The 17,107-nt window shown below is 54.2% G+C and carries 19 protein-coding genes and 1 pseudogene; 10 read left to right on the top strand and 10 right to left on the bottom strand.

Annotated features, from left to right (window positions below; all coding sequences use genetic code 11):
- Nucleotides 1-179 precede the first annotated feature (179 nt).
- From rpmH to M0644_RS13070, 5 genes and pseudogenes are all read left to right on the top strand, one after another.
- Nucleotides 180-317 carry a 50S ribosomal protein L34 gene (rpmH, locus tag M0644_RS13090; protein ID WP_099799755.1) on the top strand — a complete coding sequence of 46 codons (138 nt, stop codon included), beginning with the start codon at nucleotides 180-182 and terminating at the stop codon, nucleotides 315-317.
- Nucleotides 317-586, top strand: a pseudogene (rnpA, locus tag M0644_RS13085) (ribonuclease P protein component); the annotation flags it as partial. The gene rpmH and the pseudogene rnpA, both read left to right, overlap by 1 nt.
- Before the next feature lie 72 nt (nucleotides 587-658).
- The gene (locus tag M0644_RS13080) at nucleotides 659-1,054 is read left to right on the top strand and encodes a PH domain-containing protein (protein WP_225901724.1); all 396 of its coding nucleotides are present in this window, start codon (nucleotides 659-661) and stop codon (nucleotides 1,052-1,054) included.
- A 47-nt stretch (nucleotides 1,055-1,101) separates the two neighbouring features.
- Nucleotides 1,102-2,307, top strand: a complete 1,206-nt coding sequence (yidC, locus tag M0644_RS13075; protein ID WP_149821547.1) for a membrane protein insertase YidC — start codon at nucleotides 1,102-1,104, stop codon at nucleotides 2,305-2,307.
- 8 nt (nucleotides 2,308-2,315) lie between these two features.
- Nucleotides 2,316-2,852 carry a R3H domain-containing nucleic acid-binding protein gene (locus M0644_RS13070; RefSeq protein WP_286626032.1) on the top strand — a complete coding sequence of 179 codons (537 nt, stop codon included), beginning with the start codon at nucleotides 2,316-2,318 and terminating at the stop codon, nucleotides 2,850-2,852.
- On the opposite strand, the gene M0644_RS13065 is transcribed toward M0644_RS13070, so the two are convergent.
- Nucleotides 2,799-3,683, bottom strand: a complete 885-nt coding sequence (locus M0644_RS13065) for a glutaminase (protein WP_149821543.1) — start codon at nucleotides 3,681-3,683, stop codon at nucleotides 2,799-2,801. The two genes, M0644_RS13070 and M0644_RS13065, sit on opposite strands and share 54 nt — an antisense overlap.
- An 8-nt stretch (nucleotides 3,684-3,691) precedes the next feature.
- Entirely contained in the window at nucleotides 3,692-5,680 is a 1,989-nt protein-coding gene (locus M0644_RS13060; RefSeq protein ID WP_286626031.1) for an Rne/Rng family ribonuclease, read from the bottom strand.
- Between the two features lie 532 nt (nucleotides 5,681-6,212).
- Here M0644_RS13060 and hpnH point away from each other — a divergent pair.
- Nucleotides 6,213-7,223, top strand: coding sequence for an adenosyl-hopene transferase HpnH (gene hpnH, locus M0644_RS13055; protein ID WP_286626030.1), 1,011 nt, complete (start codon nucleotides 6,213-6,215; stop codon nucleotides 7,221-7,223).
- On the opposite strand, the gene M0644_RS13050 is transcribed toward hpnH, so the two are convergent.
- From M0644_RS13050 to rph, 4 genes are all read right to left on the bottom strand, one after another.
- Complete coding sequence (locus M0644_RS13050; RefSeq protein ID WP_226971974.1) at nucleotides 7,220-8,509, bottom strand: ABC transporter substrate-binding protein; 1,290 nt, start codon at nucleotides 8,507-8,509, stop codon at nucleotides 7,220-7,222. The two genes, hpnH and M0644_RS13050, sit on opposite strands and share 4 nt — an antisense overlap.
- A complete protein-coding gene (locus tag M0644_RS13045) occupies nucleotides 8,463-9,992 on the bottom strand; it encodes a YifB family Mg chelatase-like AAA ATPase (RefSeq protein ID WP_286626029.1) in 1,530 nt (509 codons plus the stop codon). Before M0644_RS13045 ends, M0644_RS13050 begins: the two co-directional genes overlap by 47 nt.
- 172 nt (nucleotides 9,993-10,164) lie before the next feature.
- A complete protein-coding gene (locus M0644_RS13040) occupies nucleotides 10,165-10,776 on the bottom strand; it encodes a hypothetical protein (protein WP_149821533.1) in 612 nt (203 codons plus the stop codon).
- Nucleotides 10,769-11,497, bottom strand: coding sequence for a ribonuclease PH (gene rph, locus M0644_RS13035; protein ID WP_149821531.1), 729 nt, complete (start codon nucleotides 11,495-11,497; stop codon nucleotides 10,769-10,771). The genes M0644_RS13040 and rph overlap by 8 nt, the downstream gene beginning before the upstream one ends.
- Nucleotides 11,498-11,674: 177 nt before the next feature.
- Here rph and M0644_RS13030 point away from each other — a divergent pair, with 177 nt between their 5' ends.
- Genes M0644_RS13030 through M0644_RS13020 form a run of 3 tightly spaced genes read left to right on the top strand, consistent with a single transcriptional unit; the run spans nucleotide 11,675 to nucleotide 13,091 of the window.
- Entirely contained in the window at nucleotides 11,675-12,013 is a 339-nt protein-coding gene (locus M0644_RS13030; RefSeq protein WP_206200518.1) for a P-II family nitrogen regulator, read from the top strand.
- 6 nt (nucleotides 12,014-12,019) lie between these two features.
- Complete coding sequence (locus M0644_RS13025) at nucleotides 12,020-12,880, top strand: shikimate dehydrogenase (protein ID WP_286626028.1); 861 nt, start codon at nucleotides 12,020-12,022, stop codon at nucleotides 12,878-12,880.
- Between the two features lies 1 nt (nucleotide 12,881).
- Nucleotides 12,882-13,091: a hypothetical protein gene (locus M0644_RS13020; RefSeq protein ID WP_286626027.1), complete on the top strand. Its 210-nt coding sequence runs from the start codon at nucleotides 12,882-12,884 to the stop codon at nucleotides 13,089-13,091.
- Here the strand turns inward: M0644_RS13020 and M0644_RS13015 are convergent.
- The 3 genes from M0644_RS13015 to queG are packed head-to-tail and all read right to left on the bottom strand — an operon-like array spanning nucleotide 13,057 to nucleotide 15,747.
- Nucleotides 13,057-13,827, bottom strand: coding sequence for a winged helix-turn-helix domain-containing protein (locus tag M0644_RS13015; RefSeq protein WP_149821522.1), 771 nt, complete (start codon nucleotides 13,825-13,827; stop codon nucleotides 13,057-13,059). The genes M0644_RS13020 and M0644_RS13015 overlap by 35 nt on opposite strands.
- A gap of 55 nt (nucleotides 13,828-13,882) precedes the next feature.
- Nucleotides 13,883-14,782 (bottom strand): vitamin K epoxide reductase family protein, encoded by a 900-nt coding sequence (locus M0644_RS13010; RefSeq protein ID WP_286626026.1) that lies wholly within the window; start codon nucleotides 14,780-14,782, stop codon nucleotides 13,883-13,885.
- A gap of 20 nt (nucleotides 14,783-14,802) precedes the next feature.
- Nucleotides 14,803-15,747, bottom strand: coding sequence for a tRNA epoxyqueuosine(34) reductase QueG (gene queG, locus M0644_RS13005; protein WP_190278118.1), 945 nt, complete (start codon nucleotides 15,745-15,747; stop codon nucleotides 14,803-14,805).
- Nucleotides 15,748-15,825: 78 nt separating this feature from the next.
- Between queG and purE the strand changes: the two genes are divergently transcribed.
- Complete coding sequence (purE, locus tag M0644_RS13000; protein ID WP_286626025.1) at nucleotides 15,826-16,347, top strand: 5-(carboxyamino)imidazole ribonucleotide mutase; 522 nt, start codon at nucleotides 15,826-15,828, stop codon at nucleotides 16,345-16,347.
- On the opposite strand, the gene M0644_RS12995 is transcribed toward purE, so the two are convergent.
- Complete coding sequence (locus tag M0644_RS12995) at nucleotides 16,322-17,026, bottom strand: hypothetical protein (protein ID WP_286626024.1); 705 nt, start codon at nucleotides 17,024-17,026, stop codon at nucleotides 16,322-16,324. The genes purE and M0644_RS12995 overlap by 26 nt on opposite strands.
- Nucleotides 17,027-17,107 lie beyond the last annotated feature (81 nt).

Genomic DNA, 17,107 nt, shown 5'->3' with positions numbered 1-17,107 from the left:
GCAAACCTCGTCCGTAGGATGTGAGCAATGATAGGCAACACGACCAAGACGGCAATAGCCCTGCAGGGCTACCGCTGCCTCACGGGAAGTGATACGATTGTAGATCGCTCTAACGACTGACTAGGGCGTGCCCCTTGGGGCAGTGTTTTTTCTGATCAACCATCATAACTGCAACAGCCATGACGCAACGTACACTGGGCGGCACTGTCCGCAAACGTAAACGCACCTCTGGGTTCCGGGCGCGCATGCGTACCAAATCCGGTCAGAACGTGATTAAGGCACGGCGGCGTAAAGGGCGGGCACGGCTGGCCGTCTAGTGTTGCCTCCTCAACATCGCCTGCGCGATCGCCATGATTTTGACCGCGTCTATCAACACAAAACTGCCCACCACGGCAAACTGGCCGTTCTTTGGCTGGCGCCCCAAGCCGTCAAGGCAGCACCACGGCTGGGCATTGTGGTCAGTAAAAAGGTGAGTAAGCGAGCCGTTGATCGCAACCGTTTGAAGCGGCAATGGCGACGGGTGATCCACCCACTCTTACCGCAGATCGCCGCAGGGTGGGATATGATTGTGGTAGTGCGTCAGGCGGCACTAAAAGTGAGTGACGAGGACTGTCGCGCTGAATTGACGCAGTTAATGGCCAAAGCAGGGGTACTGACGATGCCGGGAATTTCCGAAGACGTTTTCTACGAAGGCGGTCCCCATTGGGGTGACTTAGTGATCAACTTACTGTTGGGGCTAACGGTGATTTGTCTGCCCCTTACCGTTGGTGCCATTGTCCGTGCCCTTTGGCTGCGCTACCGCATTACAAATCGGCGGATTACGGTGATTGGCGGCTGGATGGGGCGCGATCGCTCCGATGTCATTTATAGCGAAATCACCAAAGTCGTCACCGTTCCTCGCGGCTGGGGCGCCTACGGTGATATGGTCGTCACTCTCAAAGATGGTAGCCGCTTAGAAATGCGCGCTGTCCCCCGCTTCCGTGAAATTTATGACTATATTTCTGCCAAATTGAGTCCCGCTGCCAAAAGTGTCAGTGGCGCGATTGGTTCTTAAGACCTAAGATAGTTCTGTTAACTGTTCACCCCTAATTGCAGGATTCCATGGATTTTGGTATCGGTTTCCTCTCCAACAATGTCATGCTGCCAATCCTTGACTTTTTCTATGGGATTGTGCCCAGCTATGGCCTTGCGATTGTGGCGCTGACACTGGTGGTGCGCTTTGCCGTCTATCCCCTCAGTGCGGGATCCATTCGCAATATGCGGCGCATGAAAGTGGTGCAGCCGATCATGCAAAAACGGATGCAGGAAATCCAACAGAAATACAAGGATAATCCTGCCGAACAGCAAAAGGCAATGGCAGAGGTCTATAGGGAGTTTGGTAATCCCTTGGCGGGGTGTTTTCCTCTGCTATTGCAGTTACCGATTCTCTTTGCTCTCTTTGCCACGCTCCGCGGATCACCCTTTGCTGATGTGAATTACCAGCTCAACCTGCAAATTGTTCCTCCTGATCAAACTGTCTTAGCCCAGCCCTTTGCCACTAAGCCGCAAAATATCTACGTTGATGAGGGCATCCACTTCCCCATTCAGGCGGTGGTTCCCAGCGGTACCAAGATTCCAGTGGGTCAAACGGTGGATCTCCAATTCCAAACCAAGGAGGGGAAACCCTTTAGTGAACTGGCCGCCGCCTATCCCAATAGTCACCTGCAACCCAAGTGGCAAATTATTCGCGGTCAAGAGCGGGCAACCATTGACAGTGAGGGGCATCTGCAAGCCCTGCAAGCCGGTGATGTAACGGTTCAGGGAACGATTCCGGGGATTGCGGCGGATAAAGGTTTCCTCTTTATCTCTGCCCTTGGCCATGTGGGTGCCATTGATCAAGGGGAACTCTTCATCACGCTGCCCGATGGCACACGCCAGTTTAATTGGGGCGCGATCCACTGGGATATCCTGATCATGATCCTTGGCTTTGGCGTCAGTCTCTACGTCAACCAGTTGCTCTCTGGCCAAGGCAGCAGCAATAACCCGCAGCAGCAAACCGTGAATCAATTGACACCGATCATCTTCTCTGGGATGTTTCTCTTTTTCCCATTGCCGGCAGGGGTGCTGCTCTATATGCTAATCGCCAACATCTTCCAGACGGTGCAGACCTTTATTCTTCAACAGGAGCCGCTGCCAGAGAACCTGCAGAAACTCGTGGAGGAGCAGGAGCGGGCTGAAGCCATTAAAAATCGGGCGGCTCTTCCCTTTGAGGGCAAGGGGGCTAAAAGTGCCAAGGCTACTAAAGCCAAGCGTCATCCATCAAGTTGAGGGGAGGCATGACCGCTGATCCAATTGCTGCGGGGTGTGCGTGGCTGGAACAGGCACTTGCTCTAGCAGGCTTTAAGACAACCGTTTCTGTGGTCGAGTCTCCGTTGGCAGGTGTGGTGCCGGGGCACTGGCTAGAGATCGATCGCCAGTCCCTGAGTGCTGCGCAAATTGAATCCCTGCTGGCCAACAATGCCCAAGCTCTCGATGCGTTGCAATATCTGCTCAATGCCACGTTGAATTTGGGGCGATCGCGGCAGGAGCAAACGGCTTTTACCCTAGAATTGGCGGGCTATCGCCGCGCCCGTTATCGCCAGTTGCAGGAGATTGCCCATCAGGTGGCTGCCCAAGTCCTCGACACCGGTAAACCCGTTGAAATTCGCTCCCTGTCAGCGGCAGAGCGGCGTGTCGTTCACAGCCTCATTAAGGTAGAGAGCGATCGCCTTGAAACCTTTAGTTATGGAGAGGAACCGGATCGCCGCTTGGTGGTGCAGTTAGCTCAAGGGACTGAGGCCGAAGTGGCGGCTGATGCGCTGGAGCAGGTATAGACCTAAAATCGAGTTGCCACTGGGATCAAGGGGTGGGCTGTAGCAGGCGATCGCCCCCTGTCGCGGCACAATGGCCAAAATCACACCGCTGACACCCGATTTCACAGGCAAGCCAATCTCTAGGGCATAGCGGGGGGAGTCCTCGTAGAGGCCACAGGTGAGCATAAGCACATTCACCTGCTGACGATGGCGATCGCTCACCTTGTCATGGGGCAGTGCCAACAGGAGACCCAAGCGCGCCACTTCCTCAATCGTTCCTTGGAAACAGCACACCTGATTGTAGATCTCAAGGGCAACCCCGGCATCGGCAATGCGTCCAGACTCCACTAAAAAGTGGGCAAGGGTGCGATTTTGCCAGTTGGGATGGCGATAAACGGCTGCTAACACCTCTTGATCCACCTGCAACTGCGTACCCGCACACTCATTGAGCCAAGTCTGAAAGACCGCAACACCGCCAACATGAGCCAATTGGCTAGCAAGGGCGATCGCTCCACTATTAATCATGGGATTGCGCGGCCACCCCTGATCAAGGGTTAACTGCAACACAGAGTTATAGGGGTAATCTGAGGGGCGCTGTCCCACCCACGTCCACACCTGCTCCTGCCACAGCGTTAAGGCATACAGCAGCAAGAAGGGCTTAATTGCGCTCATTAAGGGAAAGCGCAAATTGGAACGCCCAAGGGTAAACTGGTGCTTTGGGGTAACAAGGGCAAAGGCAAAGGCTTCAGACCCCACCCGCGGTAGCCGTTGAAGGGGTTCCCCCTGAGGAAGTTCTGCCGATGCAGCCTTGAGCCACTCTTGGATGAGGGCAGGGTCTAGATCCCCCAACATTGCTGAGCCTAAGTATTGGCATCGAGGGAGAGCTGCTCGCTAGTGGTGACCCGTCGCCGCCGCCGCCGACCTGCGGGCACGGAGGCCTCTGGAGTGGATGCTTCCCCGCCGGATTCAGACTCGGTCGTGACTTCTGACTCACTGGTATTGAGCAGCGTGGTGGCCGCAATCGGCTCGACATTAATCGTGCTAACCACAGAGGAGGGCGGCTCATCAGCAGTCTCTGGGATATCCTCAGGCATTCCCTCACTGACGGGTCGTGCAGTTTTCTGGGGCAGGGGTAGGGGGTCTTGGCCGGGGCGTGCCACCATCACAATCGTTCCCCGCGGATTCTTCACCTCTTCAGAGTGCAGCACAAGGGGTGAAATTCCCATTTCCGCATAGACTGCCTGCTCTTGATCCGTCATTGTTACGGTAATCACCTCCGCTGGTTCAGAGCGGCCAAGACGGGCAGGGCGCGGCGGACGGCTCTCCACTTTGACCACTGGCGGCGGCGCCGTTTCTGTAGGCGTGGTAATCACCTTGCGGCCATTGCCATTTTCAGAGGCACGGCGAGGACTGCGTGGGGCTGGTGGATGACTACTGCGGGAAGCACGCGGGCGAATACCCCCCACCGCTTGATAGTCAGGGTGGTTAATGAGTTGGGTCTCTAGGCTGCTACTGGCAAAGCCATTGGGTTCAGTGCGGGATTCTAAACTGCGGCGTGGCTCCGGTGGACGCGGCATGGGCGATCGCTCGACAATTTCGCCGGGGCTATCCTCCGGTTCACCGGGTAAATGCACCAAGTGACCCAAGCCCCCACAGGCACTACAGGGACGGCCAAAAAGTTCATAGATATTTTGCCCTTGGCGTTTGCGGGTCAGTTCCACCAGCCCCAGTTCTGAAAGTTGAGCAATTTGGGGGCGAGCTTTATCAGCACGCAGGGCTTTACTAAAGTGCTCCAGCAGTTGCAACTGGTCGCGGCGGGAATCCATGTCAATAAAATCCACAATGATCACGCCAGCAATATTGCGCAGTCGCAGTTGGCGAGCAATCTCCGTAGCCGCTTCGCAGTTTGTCCACAGCACTGTTTCCCGCGAGGTGGCTGAACTGGTGAATGAACCGGAGTTCACATCAATGACCGTCAGTGCCTCTGTCGGTTGAATGATGATATAGCCACCGGAGGGCAAATCCACACGGGGTTTCAGGGCCTCACGAATGGCAGCATTCACCCGAAAGTAATCCAAAATGGGAATGGGTTCTTGGTGATAGTCAATGAGAACCCCCACCGGCTTATTGACATTCCAGTTTTTCAGGTGCTGTTTGACCCGTTTGACCCCATCGGGCGTATCCACCACAATGCGGTTGACATCACTGCTATAGACATCCCGCAAGACTTTTTGGATAAAGTCATCATCGCGCCCCAGAAGCTGGGGAGGACGGCTGGAGGCCGCCTGCTGTTGGATCGTTTCCCACTGCCGTTGCAGGAGTTCCAAATCCTCAAGAATGGCCTCTTCGGAGACACCCTCGGCCTCTGTGCGCACTAGTAGCCCCATGCCAGCGGGTTTGACCAAAATGCCCAAGGCACGTAGCCGATGCCGTTCCGCTTCATTGGTAATCCGTCGCGATAGATTCACCCCCCGACCATAGGGCATCAGCACGAGATAGCGTCCGGGCAACGAAATATTTCCGGTCAGCCGTGGCCCCTTGGTGCCCGTGGGTTCCTTCATGACCTGAACCAGCACTTTTTGCTGCGGTGCGAGCAATTCCGTGATTGCTCCAGCCGTTCGCTTCAGGCGCAATGGGCCAAGGTCAGTGACATGGATAAAGCCATTACGGGAGGCATCCCCCAAGTTGACAAAGGCAGCATCAATGCCCGGTAGGACATTTTCAACCACCCCAAGGTAGATGTCCCCCACCTGATGGGTTCCCGTGGCCACAATCAATTCTTGAATTTGATCTTCGGCAAAGACCGCCGCTAGCCGATGTTCCTCGGCAATAATAATTTGCTTAGGCATTCATTATCCTTAGAATTTCTTAACAAAACAAACGTCAGCATGAATTGGCTAAAGGCATCTAGCACAGTGTTGAGCCACTCTTGCCCCTGTAAGGGACGTGTGCAAGTTTGGCTTTAAGATGGTTGGGAAAAGGGTTCCTGTAGAGGTGGGTTGGCATTGGAACGCGGAACGCAACTCTGGTGATACCTAAAAAGCTCTGCACGACTTGCAGAAGGAAAAGATGTCACCCCATGCCAGCCTTGATGAAAGTCTATGCTTAACCTTTGGTCTCTTAGGCTATGGAGGTTAAGCAAAAGGGATTTTTCTACAGTACCTCTAATGGTCTCTGATTATAGGTATCTCTGTCAAGATTGGCTAGGGGATTTTGCAAAAATTTTCACTGTCGCTGCCGCTACCCTCGTGAGCACGAGCATAGTGTGCCACTTTGCAAACCTGATAGGACACTTTGGCGATCGCCCACAAAGCTGCTACAACTATAAACATCTATTAAGCGTCTTGGCTAGAAAATTAGCCACATTGAGGAGAATTGCCCATGGGAGTCCACATCAAGCAGGCAGTGGAAGTCGCGACCTATATCATCTCACAACGCCTACAGGGCAAAAAGCGCTTTCCCCTCACCTTGATGCTTGAGCCTCTCTTTCGCTGTAATCTAGCCTGCTCGGGCTGCGGTAAAATTCAGCATCCCCTTGAAGTCCTGCGCAAATATCTCACCCCAGAGGAATGCTTCCGCGCCGTTGAAGAATGTGGTGCACCGATTGTTGCCATTCCCGGTGGGGAACCCCTGCTGCACCCGCAAATTGATGAAATTGTCAGTGGCTTGGTGACACGGCGGAAGTTTGTTTACCTGTGCACTAATGGAATTCTTCTCGAGGAAAATCTCCACAAATTCAAGCCCTCCCCCTACTTTAGCTTCAGCGTTCACCTCGATGGTCTGCGGGAGTGGCACGACAAATGCGTGGATCGCAAAGGGGTCTTTGATATTGCGGTGAAAGCGATTAAAGCGGCTAAAGCCAAGGGCTTCCGTGTCACCACCAATACGACAATTTTTGAAGGGGTGGATCCTAAGGAAATGCAGGAGTTCTTTGACTTTGTCAGTTCCCTAGGGGTGGATGGCATGATGATCTCGCCGGGCTACGCCTATGAGTGGGCACCGGATCAGGAGCACTTCCTCAAGCGGGAGCAAACCCGTGCCCTCTTCCGTGAAATCCTTGCCCCCTACCGTGCGGGTCAGAAGAAGTGGAACTTTAACCACAATCCCCTGTTCCTTGATTTCCTTGTGGGTGAAAAGGACTATGAGTGTACCCCTTGGGGCATGCCCAGCTATAGTGTGTTGGGTTGGCAGAAACCCTGCTATCTCCTCAATGAAGGGCATTACAAGACTTGGAAGGAACTGATTGAAAATACGGAGTGGGAGAAGTATGGCCACAAAAGTGGCAATCCCAAGTGCCGTGACTGCATGGTGCACTGTGGTTATGAGGCCACTGCTGCCATGGATGCCTTTAACCCAGCCAATATGGTCAAGGCGGCGGGCAGTCTCTTCTAACGCGGGCGCATCAGTTGCCAACGTTGCTCTGCGGTTTCTGCTGCGGCTTGCGGGGTTGATTTGCCAAGGAGAACGCTTTCGATCGCTCGCCCAAGGGTTTGGGAAAAGCGGGTATAACCACGGAAGTTGGGACGTGCCTGAGCAGCGGCCATCTGATCTAGAAAAACACGAAGCGCGGGTTGCTGTGCCACAAAGGCCTGATAGCGATCGTTGGTACGCACCCGTTCATTCACGGGCAAATACCCTGTGCCCAAAGCCCACTCCGTTTGAAATTCTTCACTGAGAACGTAGTCCAAAAAGGCTAGAGCAGCCTCTTCCCGTTGCGGTGTTGAGCGAAAGACAAAGAGATTTTCGCCCCCCAGTGCGGTTGCGGCGGTTTTGAGGGCAGGCATGGGTAGAACGCCAAAATCCACCCCCGACTGTTGGAGTTGCGCCAACGTCCAAGGCCCTGTAATTTGCATCGCCACCTCGCCACGAATCAATTGATCCAGTTCATAACCACGTTCCGGGGCAGAGAGTGTCGCTAAGCCCTCCTGCCGCAGACGTTGCCAAAAGTCAAGAGCCGCGATCGCGGGGGGTGTGTCAATGTGGGCGCTTTCTGGTGTGTCTCCGAGACTGCCACCCGCACTCCAAAAAAAGGGCAACCAAGTAAAGACGGCAAATTCCCCTTGGCCAAGGGCAAGGAGTAGCGGGGTGATGCCCTGTGCCTTTAGGGTTTGGCTGACCTGCTCTAATTCCTGCCATGTGCTGGGTAGTGTTTTCACACCAGCGGCAGCCAATAAACTGGGACGATAAAAAATTCCAAGGTTGTTGGTGGCAAAGGGAATAGACCAGTAATGGTTGCCGTAGCGCATTGTTGGTATCAGGGCAGGACTAACTTGATCGCGGTAGGGGGAAGCTTGCCACCAGTCATCAAGGGGACGCAAAGCACCCAGATCAACAAACTGCCCCGTGATCGTGGGGTTATACCAGAGCAGATCTGGTGCGGCATTGCCCACCACTGCGGCCAGAATTTTCGGTAACTGCTGGTCGGGTTGGCCAACGTAGAGAGCTTGGACATGAATCTGGGGATGGCGGGCGTTGAAGCGATCCACAAGACGCTGGAGGATCACGCGGTTGGGGGGTGGGTTGACCCCATGCCAGAAAATCAGTTCAATGGGCTTCGCGGATTGGGTTGCCGTTGTACAGCCGATGAGCAGTAGGGCTAAGAAACCCAGTAGGAGTGCGAACCAGCCGCGTCTATTGCAGACGATCAATCGTGCGGTATTGAATGGCTTCGGCCACATGGGCAGCGGCAATCGTTTCACAGTCGGCCAGATCAGCAATGGTACGGGCTACTTTTAGGATACGGTCTGTGGCTCGCGCTGAGAGTCCCAGTTGGGCGATCGCCCGTTCTAAGAGATTAGTCGAAGCCTCATCCAAACGACACCACTGGCGCAGATGGCGGCTTTGCATTTGGGCGTTGCAGTGGAGAGTGGGTTCTTGAGCGAATCGCTGTTGGGCGCGTTGGCGTGCCGCCAAGACCCGCTGCCGTACCGTAGCTGAATCTTCCCCTAGGGTTTGGCGGGTCATTTCCTCGGGCTTGAGGCGGCTGACACTCACTTGCAGATCAATGCGATCCAGCAGGGGGCCAGAGAGCTTTGCCCAATACTGTTGCCGTTGGCGCGGCGAGCAGGTACAGGGTTGCACTGGATCGCCATAGTAGCCACAGGGGCAGGGATTGGTGCTGGCCACGAGGGTAAATTGCGCCGGGAAAACGACGGATTGGCGGGTGCGGGCAATGGTGACTTGGCCATCCTCAAGGGGCTGCCGCAAAAACTCCAACACATCCCGCTTGAATTCCGTTAATTCATCAAGAAAGAGCACCCCCCGATGGGCAAGGGAGATTTCGCCGGGGCGCGGATAACTGCCACCCCCCACAAGGGCAGGGCCAGAGGCAGAGTGGTGAGGACTCCGAAAAGGGGGTTCTTGGAGCAATTGGCCGCGTTCTTTGAGCAGTCCAGCCACGGAGTGAATTTTGGTGACTTCAAGGGCTTCCTCAAAGGTCAAGGGTGGCAAGATTGTGGGTAACCGCCGCGCCAACATCGTTTTACCACTCCCCGGTGGCCCGACAAAGATGAGATTGTGCCCGCCCGCAGCCGCAATTTCGAGGGCACGCCGCGCTTGATACTGCCCCTTCACGTCCTTGAGGTCGAGGCTAAAACGGGGAGAGGGTGGAGCATGGCAACTCAGAGAATTGGCTGCTGGCGATCGCGAGCTGGGGTCATTCAAAAAGGCTGCGACTTCGGCAAGGGTGTGGCAACCATAGACCTTGAGCCCCTGCACCACCGCTGCTTCCGTCACATTGGCCATGGGCACCACGAGACCGGTCATGCCTTGGGCTTGCGCGGCAACGGCGATCGCCAGTACCCCGGCCACGGGTTGTAACGTGCCATCAAGGGACACTTCGCCGAGAAAGAGATGATCGCCGAGTAAATCCGTTGAAACCTGTCCTGAAGCGGCTAGGATGCCAATGCTAATGGGGAGATCAAAGCTGGGGCCTTCCTTACGTAAATCGGCGGGGGTGAGATTAACGACAATGCGCCGCATTGGGAAGCTAAAACCGGCATTGCGAATCGCCGCCTTAACGCGCTCCCGTGCCTCTTGCACACCCGCATCAGGCAGGCCCACCACCACAATCCCCGGTAAGCCGCCAGAAACATCTACTTCGACACCGACGGGAATCGCGTCAATTCCTAGAACGGCAGCACTCCAAACCCGTGCCAGCATAGCCTCAAAATCAGAAAGAGCACCGACGACTGGCCGTGTTTCGTCTCGGTGCCCTTAACTGGTTCGCTCCTCACACACTTAATGACCTTAGCAGATGTATCGCTAATTTGTCACCATTGCATAGGATTTTTCATGAAGTTTATTTGCAAAACCCCAATTTCTGTGTCCAGTCTTAGCGCAAACTCCCTAAGGTATGCCGCCAAGCCAACTCTTTGTTGATAATTTCGAGCGATCGCCGTTCAGTTCCACTGAACAGTGGCGTAATGGTTTCCAGAATTTGCCCCAACAAGGGTGCAGCATAATTTCCCGTTGAGCGCAACAAATGGGCATAGTAGCGAAACTGAGCTTGGCCTTGGGCACTGCGATGGAAGGCAAGCACCTCTGCGCTTGTCAGCTGCCAAACAGGGGTATTTACTGGTACCACGAGCCTTGGTATCCCCTGCTGGCCATAGAGGCGATCCTCAGTAGTCACCAAATGACCAATGAGGGCAATCCACAGCAGTGTACGGGTTTCACTGACCAAATCTGGACTGAGAAAGGTGTCGGCATTGGTGGTGAGGCGGGGGCTGATTGGAGGAAACTGGGGATTGAATAGTTGGGAATTGTAAATGACGCCAACCGCCCAGTGGCGCTGCTCATCCTCTAGCTTGACAAAACGACCAAAGCCATAGTCTTCTGGGGCGGGGGGGTGGGGCACATCCAAGCGATCCACCAGTTGCGCCACATAATCGCAGTGGGAGTTGGACTTGACGATGTGTCCGAGGTAAATGGCCTGCTCACTCATAGCTTGCGGCTAAGACGTGCTGTTGAATCTCAATGAGTTCTTGAATCCCTTGGCTGGCGACATCGAGAAGGCGATCGAGAGTTGGCCGATCAAAGGAACCGATCTCTGCTGTACCTTGAACCTCAATGAACTGACCATTGGCCGTCATCACGACATTGAAGTCCACACTGGCCGCCACATCCTCAGCGTAGCTCAAATCCAAATAGGGGTCACCATCAATCAGCCCCACGGAGACTGCGGCCACCTGATGACACAGGGGAGATTCACTGAGTACCCCTTGCTGAAGTAGGGCACTAAGGGCATCCACAAGGGCAATGTAGCCCCCTGTAATCGCTAGCGATCGCGTGCCAGCATCGGCTTGGAGCACATCGGCATCCACAATCAGTGTGCGCTCTCCCAATAGGGATAGGTTCAAGGCCGAGCGTAAGCTGCGACCAATCAGGCGTTGAATTTCTTGGGTGCGCCCAGAGAGTTTGAGAAATTCTCGCTCTTGCCGTGGCCGCGTTGCACTGGGTAGCATGCGGTACTCCGCTGTCAGCCAGCCTTGGCCTGTGCCTTCTAAAAACTTGGGTACGCCTTCCTTGAGACTAACAGTGCACAACACCTGCGTTTGCCCCGCTTGGGCGAGTACCGATCCTAAGGCAAATTGGGTGAAATGCCGCTGAAACTGGTGCGATCGCAATTCCTGTGGTTGACGGCCATCGGGTCGCTGCCACCCCATGCTTGATCCCCTCTTAATCTCCTTCCCTATTAGAGCTTATTTTCTGGAGCCAGCGCGAGACCTTGCCATTGGGCGATCGCCCGAGGATTGGAGATAATGTAGTTATTGCTACACGCTATACTCTTTTGCCAATGCTAAATAAAGATTAGCCCGTTGCCATAAAGAAGGAGTTTGACATTGAAAAAGGTAGAAGCCATTATTCGTCCCTTCAAGCTGGATGAAGTCAAGATCGCCCTTGTCAATGCGGGTATTGTCGGCATGACCGTCTCCGAAGTACGCGGCTTTGGGCGGCAAAAGGGGCAAACGGAACGGTACCGTGGTTCAGAATACACGGTGGAATTTTTACAAAAGTTAAAAATTGAGATTGTCGTTGAAGACAGTCAAGTAGACATGGTCGTGGCGAAAATTATTGAGGCTGCCCGCACGGGGGAAATTGGCGACGGCAAAATTTTTGTGACGCCCGTTGAGCAGGTCATTCGCATCCGCACCAGCGAAAAAGATCACGAGGCAGTCTAGGAGCGGATGCCGAAGATCTCTGGCCACACCCAGCTTCTGGGGGTGATTGGCGACCCGATTGCCCACACCCTCTCACCGGCAATGCACAATGCCGCGCTGGAGCATTTGGGGTTGAACTATGTCTATGTGCCCTTTGGGGTGAAGTCACAGCAGTTGGGGGTGGCGATCGCTGGCCTCGATGCCCTGAATGTCGTTGGCTTTAATGTCACCATTCCCCACAAAGAAACCATCCTTCCCTATTTGGCGGATGTCAGCGACCTCGCACAGCAGGTGGGGGCAGTCAACACTGTCTATCGCAGTGAAAAGGGATGGGTGGGTACCAATACCGATGTGCATGGTTTCTTGGCACCACTGCGGCAACAGTCCTACCCGTGGTCGGAGACTGCTGTTTTAGTCTTGGGCTATGGGGGTGCCGCGCGAGCCGTGGTCACTGCCTGTTATGACTTGGGCTGTCGGCAGATCTATATCAGTGGTCGCCAAGGGGAACGGCTAGAGGCCTTTGTTGCCAGTTGGCCACAGATCACGCTCCATCCCCTTTTATGGTCAGAGCGGGCCACTTGTTTGGAGAACGTTAGCCTTGTGGTCAATACCACCCCCATTGGCATGAGTCCCCATACTAGCGCCACCCCCCTCACAGCCGAGGATTTGGCAAAATTGCCCGCCACCGCCATTGTCTATGACCTCATCTACAAACCTCGCCCCACCCTTCTTTTGCAATTAGCGATGGCACGGGGACTGCAAACCTTCGACGGCCTTGCCATGCTTCTCCATCAGGGAGCCGCAGCCTTGGAGTACTGGATTGGCCAACCCGCACCTACTGCCATCATGGCCACTGCCCTTGAAACTGCCCTAGGGAGGGAGAAATAACATGACACCTTGGCTGTCAGAACTGACGTGGTTATCGGTGATTTTCCTTGTGTCACTGTTGATTTCCCTAGGGATTAAATTTATTGCCCCCCTCTATCCCCTGCCGCCAAATTTGGGGCTAATTACTTTACTGCTCTTTTTACCGGCAGCTTTGATGGGGATTGTTTTACTGAGGCTCAACCAAAACGATAACCAAAACCCCGCACCGTAAGAATGTACTGGGGATGGCTAGGGTCGGTTTCAATTTTCTCCCGCAGCCAGCGGATGTGGACATCAACGGTTTTGCTATCACCAATAAAGTCATGCCCCCACACCTGATCCAATAACTGCTCCCGTGGCCAAACACGGCGGGGGTGGCGCATAAATAGCTCAAGCAGTTTGTATTCTTTGGGGGAGAGATTGATTTCCTCGCCCCGCAGGGTTACGCGGCATTCTTGGGGATAGAGGCAGAGATCGCGAAAGCGCAGAACCGTTGGCACCGTAGCCTGTTGAATTTGCGTCCGCCGTAATAGGGCACGACAGCGCGCCAGCATCTCCCGCATGCCAAAGGGCTTGGCCAAGTAGTCATCGGCACCAATTTCAAGGCCAACCACTCGATCAATTTCACTGCCTTTGGCACTGATCATGAGAATGGGAACTGTACAGCCTTCACGGCGAATTAAGCGGCATAGGTCTAATCCATTGATGCCCGGCAGCATGACATCTAGGATGATCAAATTCACCTCTGCCTTTTCAGGATTAGTATCCGTCAAGAGATAGGTATTAATGAGATTGAGAGCCTCATAACCATCACTGGCCACAAGGGTATGGTAGCCTTCCTCCTGCAAAGCAAGGACAAGGGTTTCCCGAATCAGGTCTTCATCTTCAACCACTAAAATGTTGGCAAGGGCAGGTGGTGTGGCAAAAGGAGCCTTGGCGGGTTCGGCGACTGTATCAATAGAAAGCATAAAAAACCTGCGTAGTGCCCGGTTGGCTTCATTCTATCACTGCCGTTCCTTGCCCCTATTGGTTCTTGAAGTTCATCGGGCCTGTGTATTGGCTGAGTTGACTGAGTTCGCTTAGCGATCGCGTGCCGGAGTAAAGCTGATCGTTGATTTCCCATGTGGGATAGCCCTGAATTCCCTTGGCACGGCAGCGTTCCACTTGGGGATTGGCACCATTGGGGTCACATTCAACATAGTTGAGTTCCCGTACTGCCTGCTTACCAAAGAGTTCCTTTTGATCGTGGCAGTGGCTACACCAATAGGCACCATACATAACCGCTCCCACTTGGGTGAGATGGCGAGCAAGGGCCATTTCCGCCGCACCTGAGGTATTGACGATGGGGATGCCAGGACCCTCAGGGTTAGCCATGCGGGCATTGTAGATGCCAAAGACGGCCACCAGCGTAATCACAACAGTAATCACGCCATTGAAAAAGAGTTGGCCGCGATCGCTCCATTCACGACCAATAATCGTCAAGATTAAAAATGTAAAGCTAAAGACGGCTGAGGCAATGCAATAGGGACAAGTGGCCTTAATCTCTGTAACCAAGATATACATGAGGTAACTGCTGAAGCTGGCCATGGCCGTTGCCCCCAGAAAGAGCAAAAGCCAAGTGGTGTTTTCAGCATTGCGGCGGAGTTCTTTTTGCTGCGGCTGGTTCAACAACAGGGGCAGGGCCGCCAACGACAGCATTCCCGTGTAGGCGACAAAGCCAATGAGGGAGAGGGGAATACCAAACACGGTTGCCCAAGGACTATTGAGGACAATGTCACAGCCATCGGTGGGACAAGTGACCTCTTGATTGGTCAGCTTGGCGATCGTCAGGTAAGCGGTCACCACCATGCCAGCGAGGGCAACCCCGCCAATCAACCACCGTGACCAACGATGAATCCAAGGGGTGGAGCGTCGTCGAACCATAGGTGAGCCTCCGCATTGAATCATTTTTCATCATACCGATTGGCAGACAGCACCGCTTGGGCATTGCGGCGCCATTGGGCGGGTTTAATTCGCCGTAGGGCAGAACCACGGGTGAGTTCATCCCATGCTACATCGCTGAGGGTGGCGAGTTCCTCTGGAGAAGTCTTCAAGAGGGGCGATCGCGGGGCAAAGTCGGCCACATCCGTGGGTTGAGCAAAGCGTTGATTCCAAGGACACACCTCTTGGCAAATGTCACAGCCGGCAACCCATCCTTCTAAATGAGCAGCAATGGCGGGGGGAATTTCCGGGGCACGGCTTTCGATCGTGTGGTAGGCAATGCAGCGGTTGGCATCCACCACATAGGGTTCAACAATGGCGCCGGTGGGACAGGCGGCCAAGCAACGGGTACAGGTGCCGCAGTGATTGGTGTGGGGGCGATCGCCCGGCAACTCCAACGTGGTAATTAACTCTCCCAAAAAAATCCAGGAGCCATACTGCCGCGAAATGATATTACTGTGCTTGCCAATCCAGCCAATTCCCGCCTGCTCCGCCCACACTTTGTCCTGTACCGGGCCTGTATCCACATACCAACGGTAGTCCATCTCAGGTACCTGCGACTGCAGCCATTGGCCTAGGGCTTGCAAGCGTTTTCCCAGAACCCGGTGGTAATCCCGTCCCCACCCATAGCGGGCAATTTTCACCTTGGGGGGTGGCTCTGGATCAGGCTGATAGTAATTGAGGGCAACGGAAATCACTGATTGCGCTCCCGGCAGGACGGCTTGAATCTCCTGTCGCCGCGGGTTGGCCATCCACGCCATCTCCCCTTGGAAGCCTTGGGCTAACCAGCGTTGTAGGGCAGCTACCCCAGAAGGATGGTCATCGGTATAGGTGCGCAAATCCACAATCCCCACCCGATGGAACCCCAACTGATGGGCAAATTGCTTAATCGCAGCAGCAGTAATCATAGAGAAATAATATCTCGCTCCTGTGAAAAGGGCTGTAGGATGAGGTTGCACCGTTTGCTGAGGGAGTAGGAAAGAGGGATGTCAGAGATGCCGCTGGTTGCCATTGTCATGGGCAGTGATTCGGATTTGCCAACCCTGCAGGGGGCGATCGCCATCTGTGAACGCTTTGGCATTCCCCATGAAGTGGCGATTCTCTCAGCTCACCGCACGCCTCTTGCCATGGTCGAGTTTGCCCAAAATGCCCATCAGCGGGGTCTGAAAGTCATTATTGCGGGTGCCGGTGGCGCTGCTCACTTGCCCGGCATGATTGCTTCCTTAACCCCCCTACCCGTGATTGGCGTACCTGTACCGAGCCGCCATTTGCAGGGGCTGGACTCCCTCTACTCCATTGTGCAGATGCCAGCTGGAATTCCCGTGGCGACGGTTGCCATTGGCAATGCTCAAAATGCAGGTCTATTGGCCGTTCAACTATTGGCCAGTCACGATCCAGAGCTGCTGGAGCAAGTGATTGCCTATCGTCAAGAGTTGGCCGCCGCTGTGACCGCCAAGAATCAAAAACTGCAAACACTGGGGGCTAGCGCTTATCTGCAACAGCAGTAATCTCTGATTCAGGTTCTAGGGACGAACCCGAGAGTCTTGCCTTTTGCAGATCCTGTCTAAAGAGGGGGAGAATACGGCGACATTGATCCACAAAACTCACTAACCATGTTTCCAACTGCTGCTGTTGAGTTGGGTTCACAAGAGTCTTCCCAGTCCCTAACGACCCGTGGTAGGTGATGTAGCCATCATCGGTAACAACAAAATCAGCAAACCAACTACTAGAAGGGCGGCAGGCTCGCCAGTAATTCGCGACGATGACTTTGCCAAGGTATTTTTGGGCTAATTCACTGACGCGGTTCAAGTGATCGAGGGCTTGAGCCACCGTTAAAGATGGCTGCTCTTTGACAGGGATGACTGACTCCCTAGGCGCAGCTTGAGGACTCTCAGAGGGGCAGTCCATACCCAAAATCCGCCATAGTTTTTCCTCAAGGCTTTTTAATTGCATCTGTCGGTGAGGCTCCTCATTCCCCTCGTTGCTGAGGGAGCGGTGGAGGCGCACAATCATCTCTACAGCTGCTAATTCTGAGGGGGCAAGGGATTCTAGGCGATTTAGAATATCGTTCCCGCGATTGCCCACTGCTTTCTCTAAACTTTGACCGGCGAGGGCAAAAATATCGCTTCCTTGATTGAGTAAACGCAGAATGTAGTGCCGTGTCATTGGTGTGAGTGAGACCCCCACGATACGCTTCCCCCTTGCTGATTAAAGTCCTTAATTTTTATGTTAAAGGAGATCAAAATTGAACAATCCCTAGCTGTAAAA

The sequence above is a fragment of the Thermosynechococcus sp. B1 genome (assembly GCF_030322985.1).
Classification (GTDB): Bacteria; Cyanobacteriota; Cyanobacteriia; order Thermosynechococcales; family Thermosynechococcaceae; genus Thermosynechococcus.
This window is presented reverse-complemented; position numbering and strand designations above follow the sequence as displayed.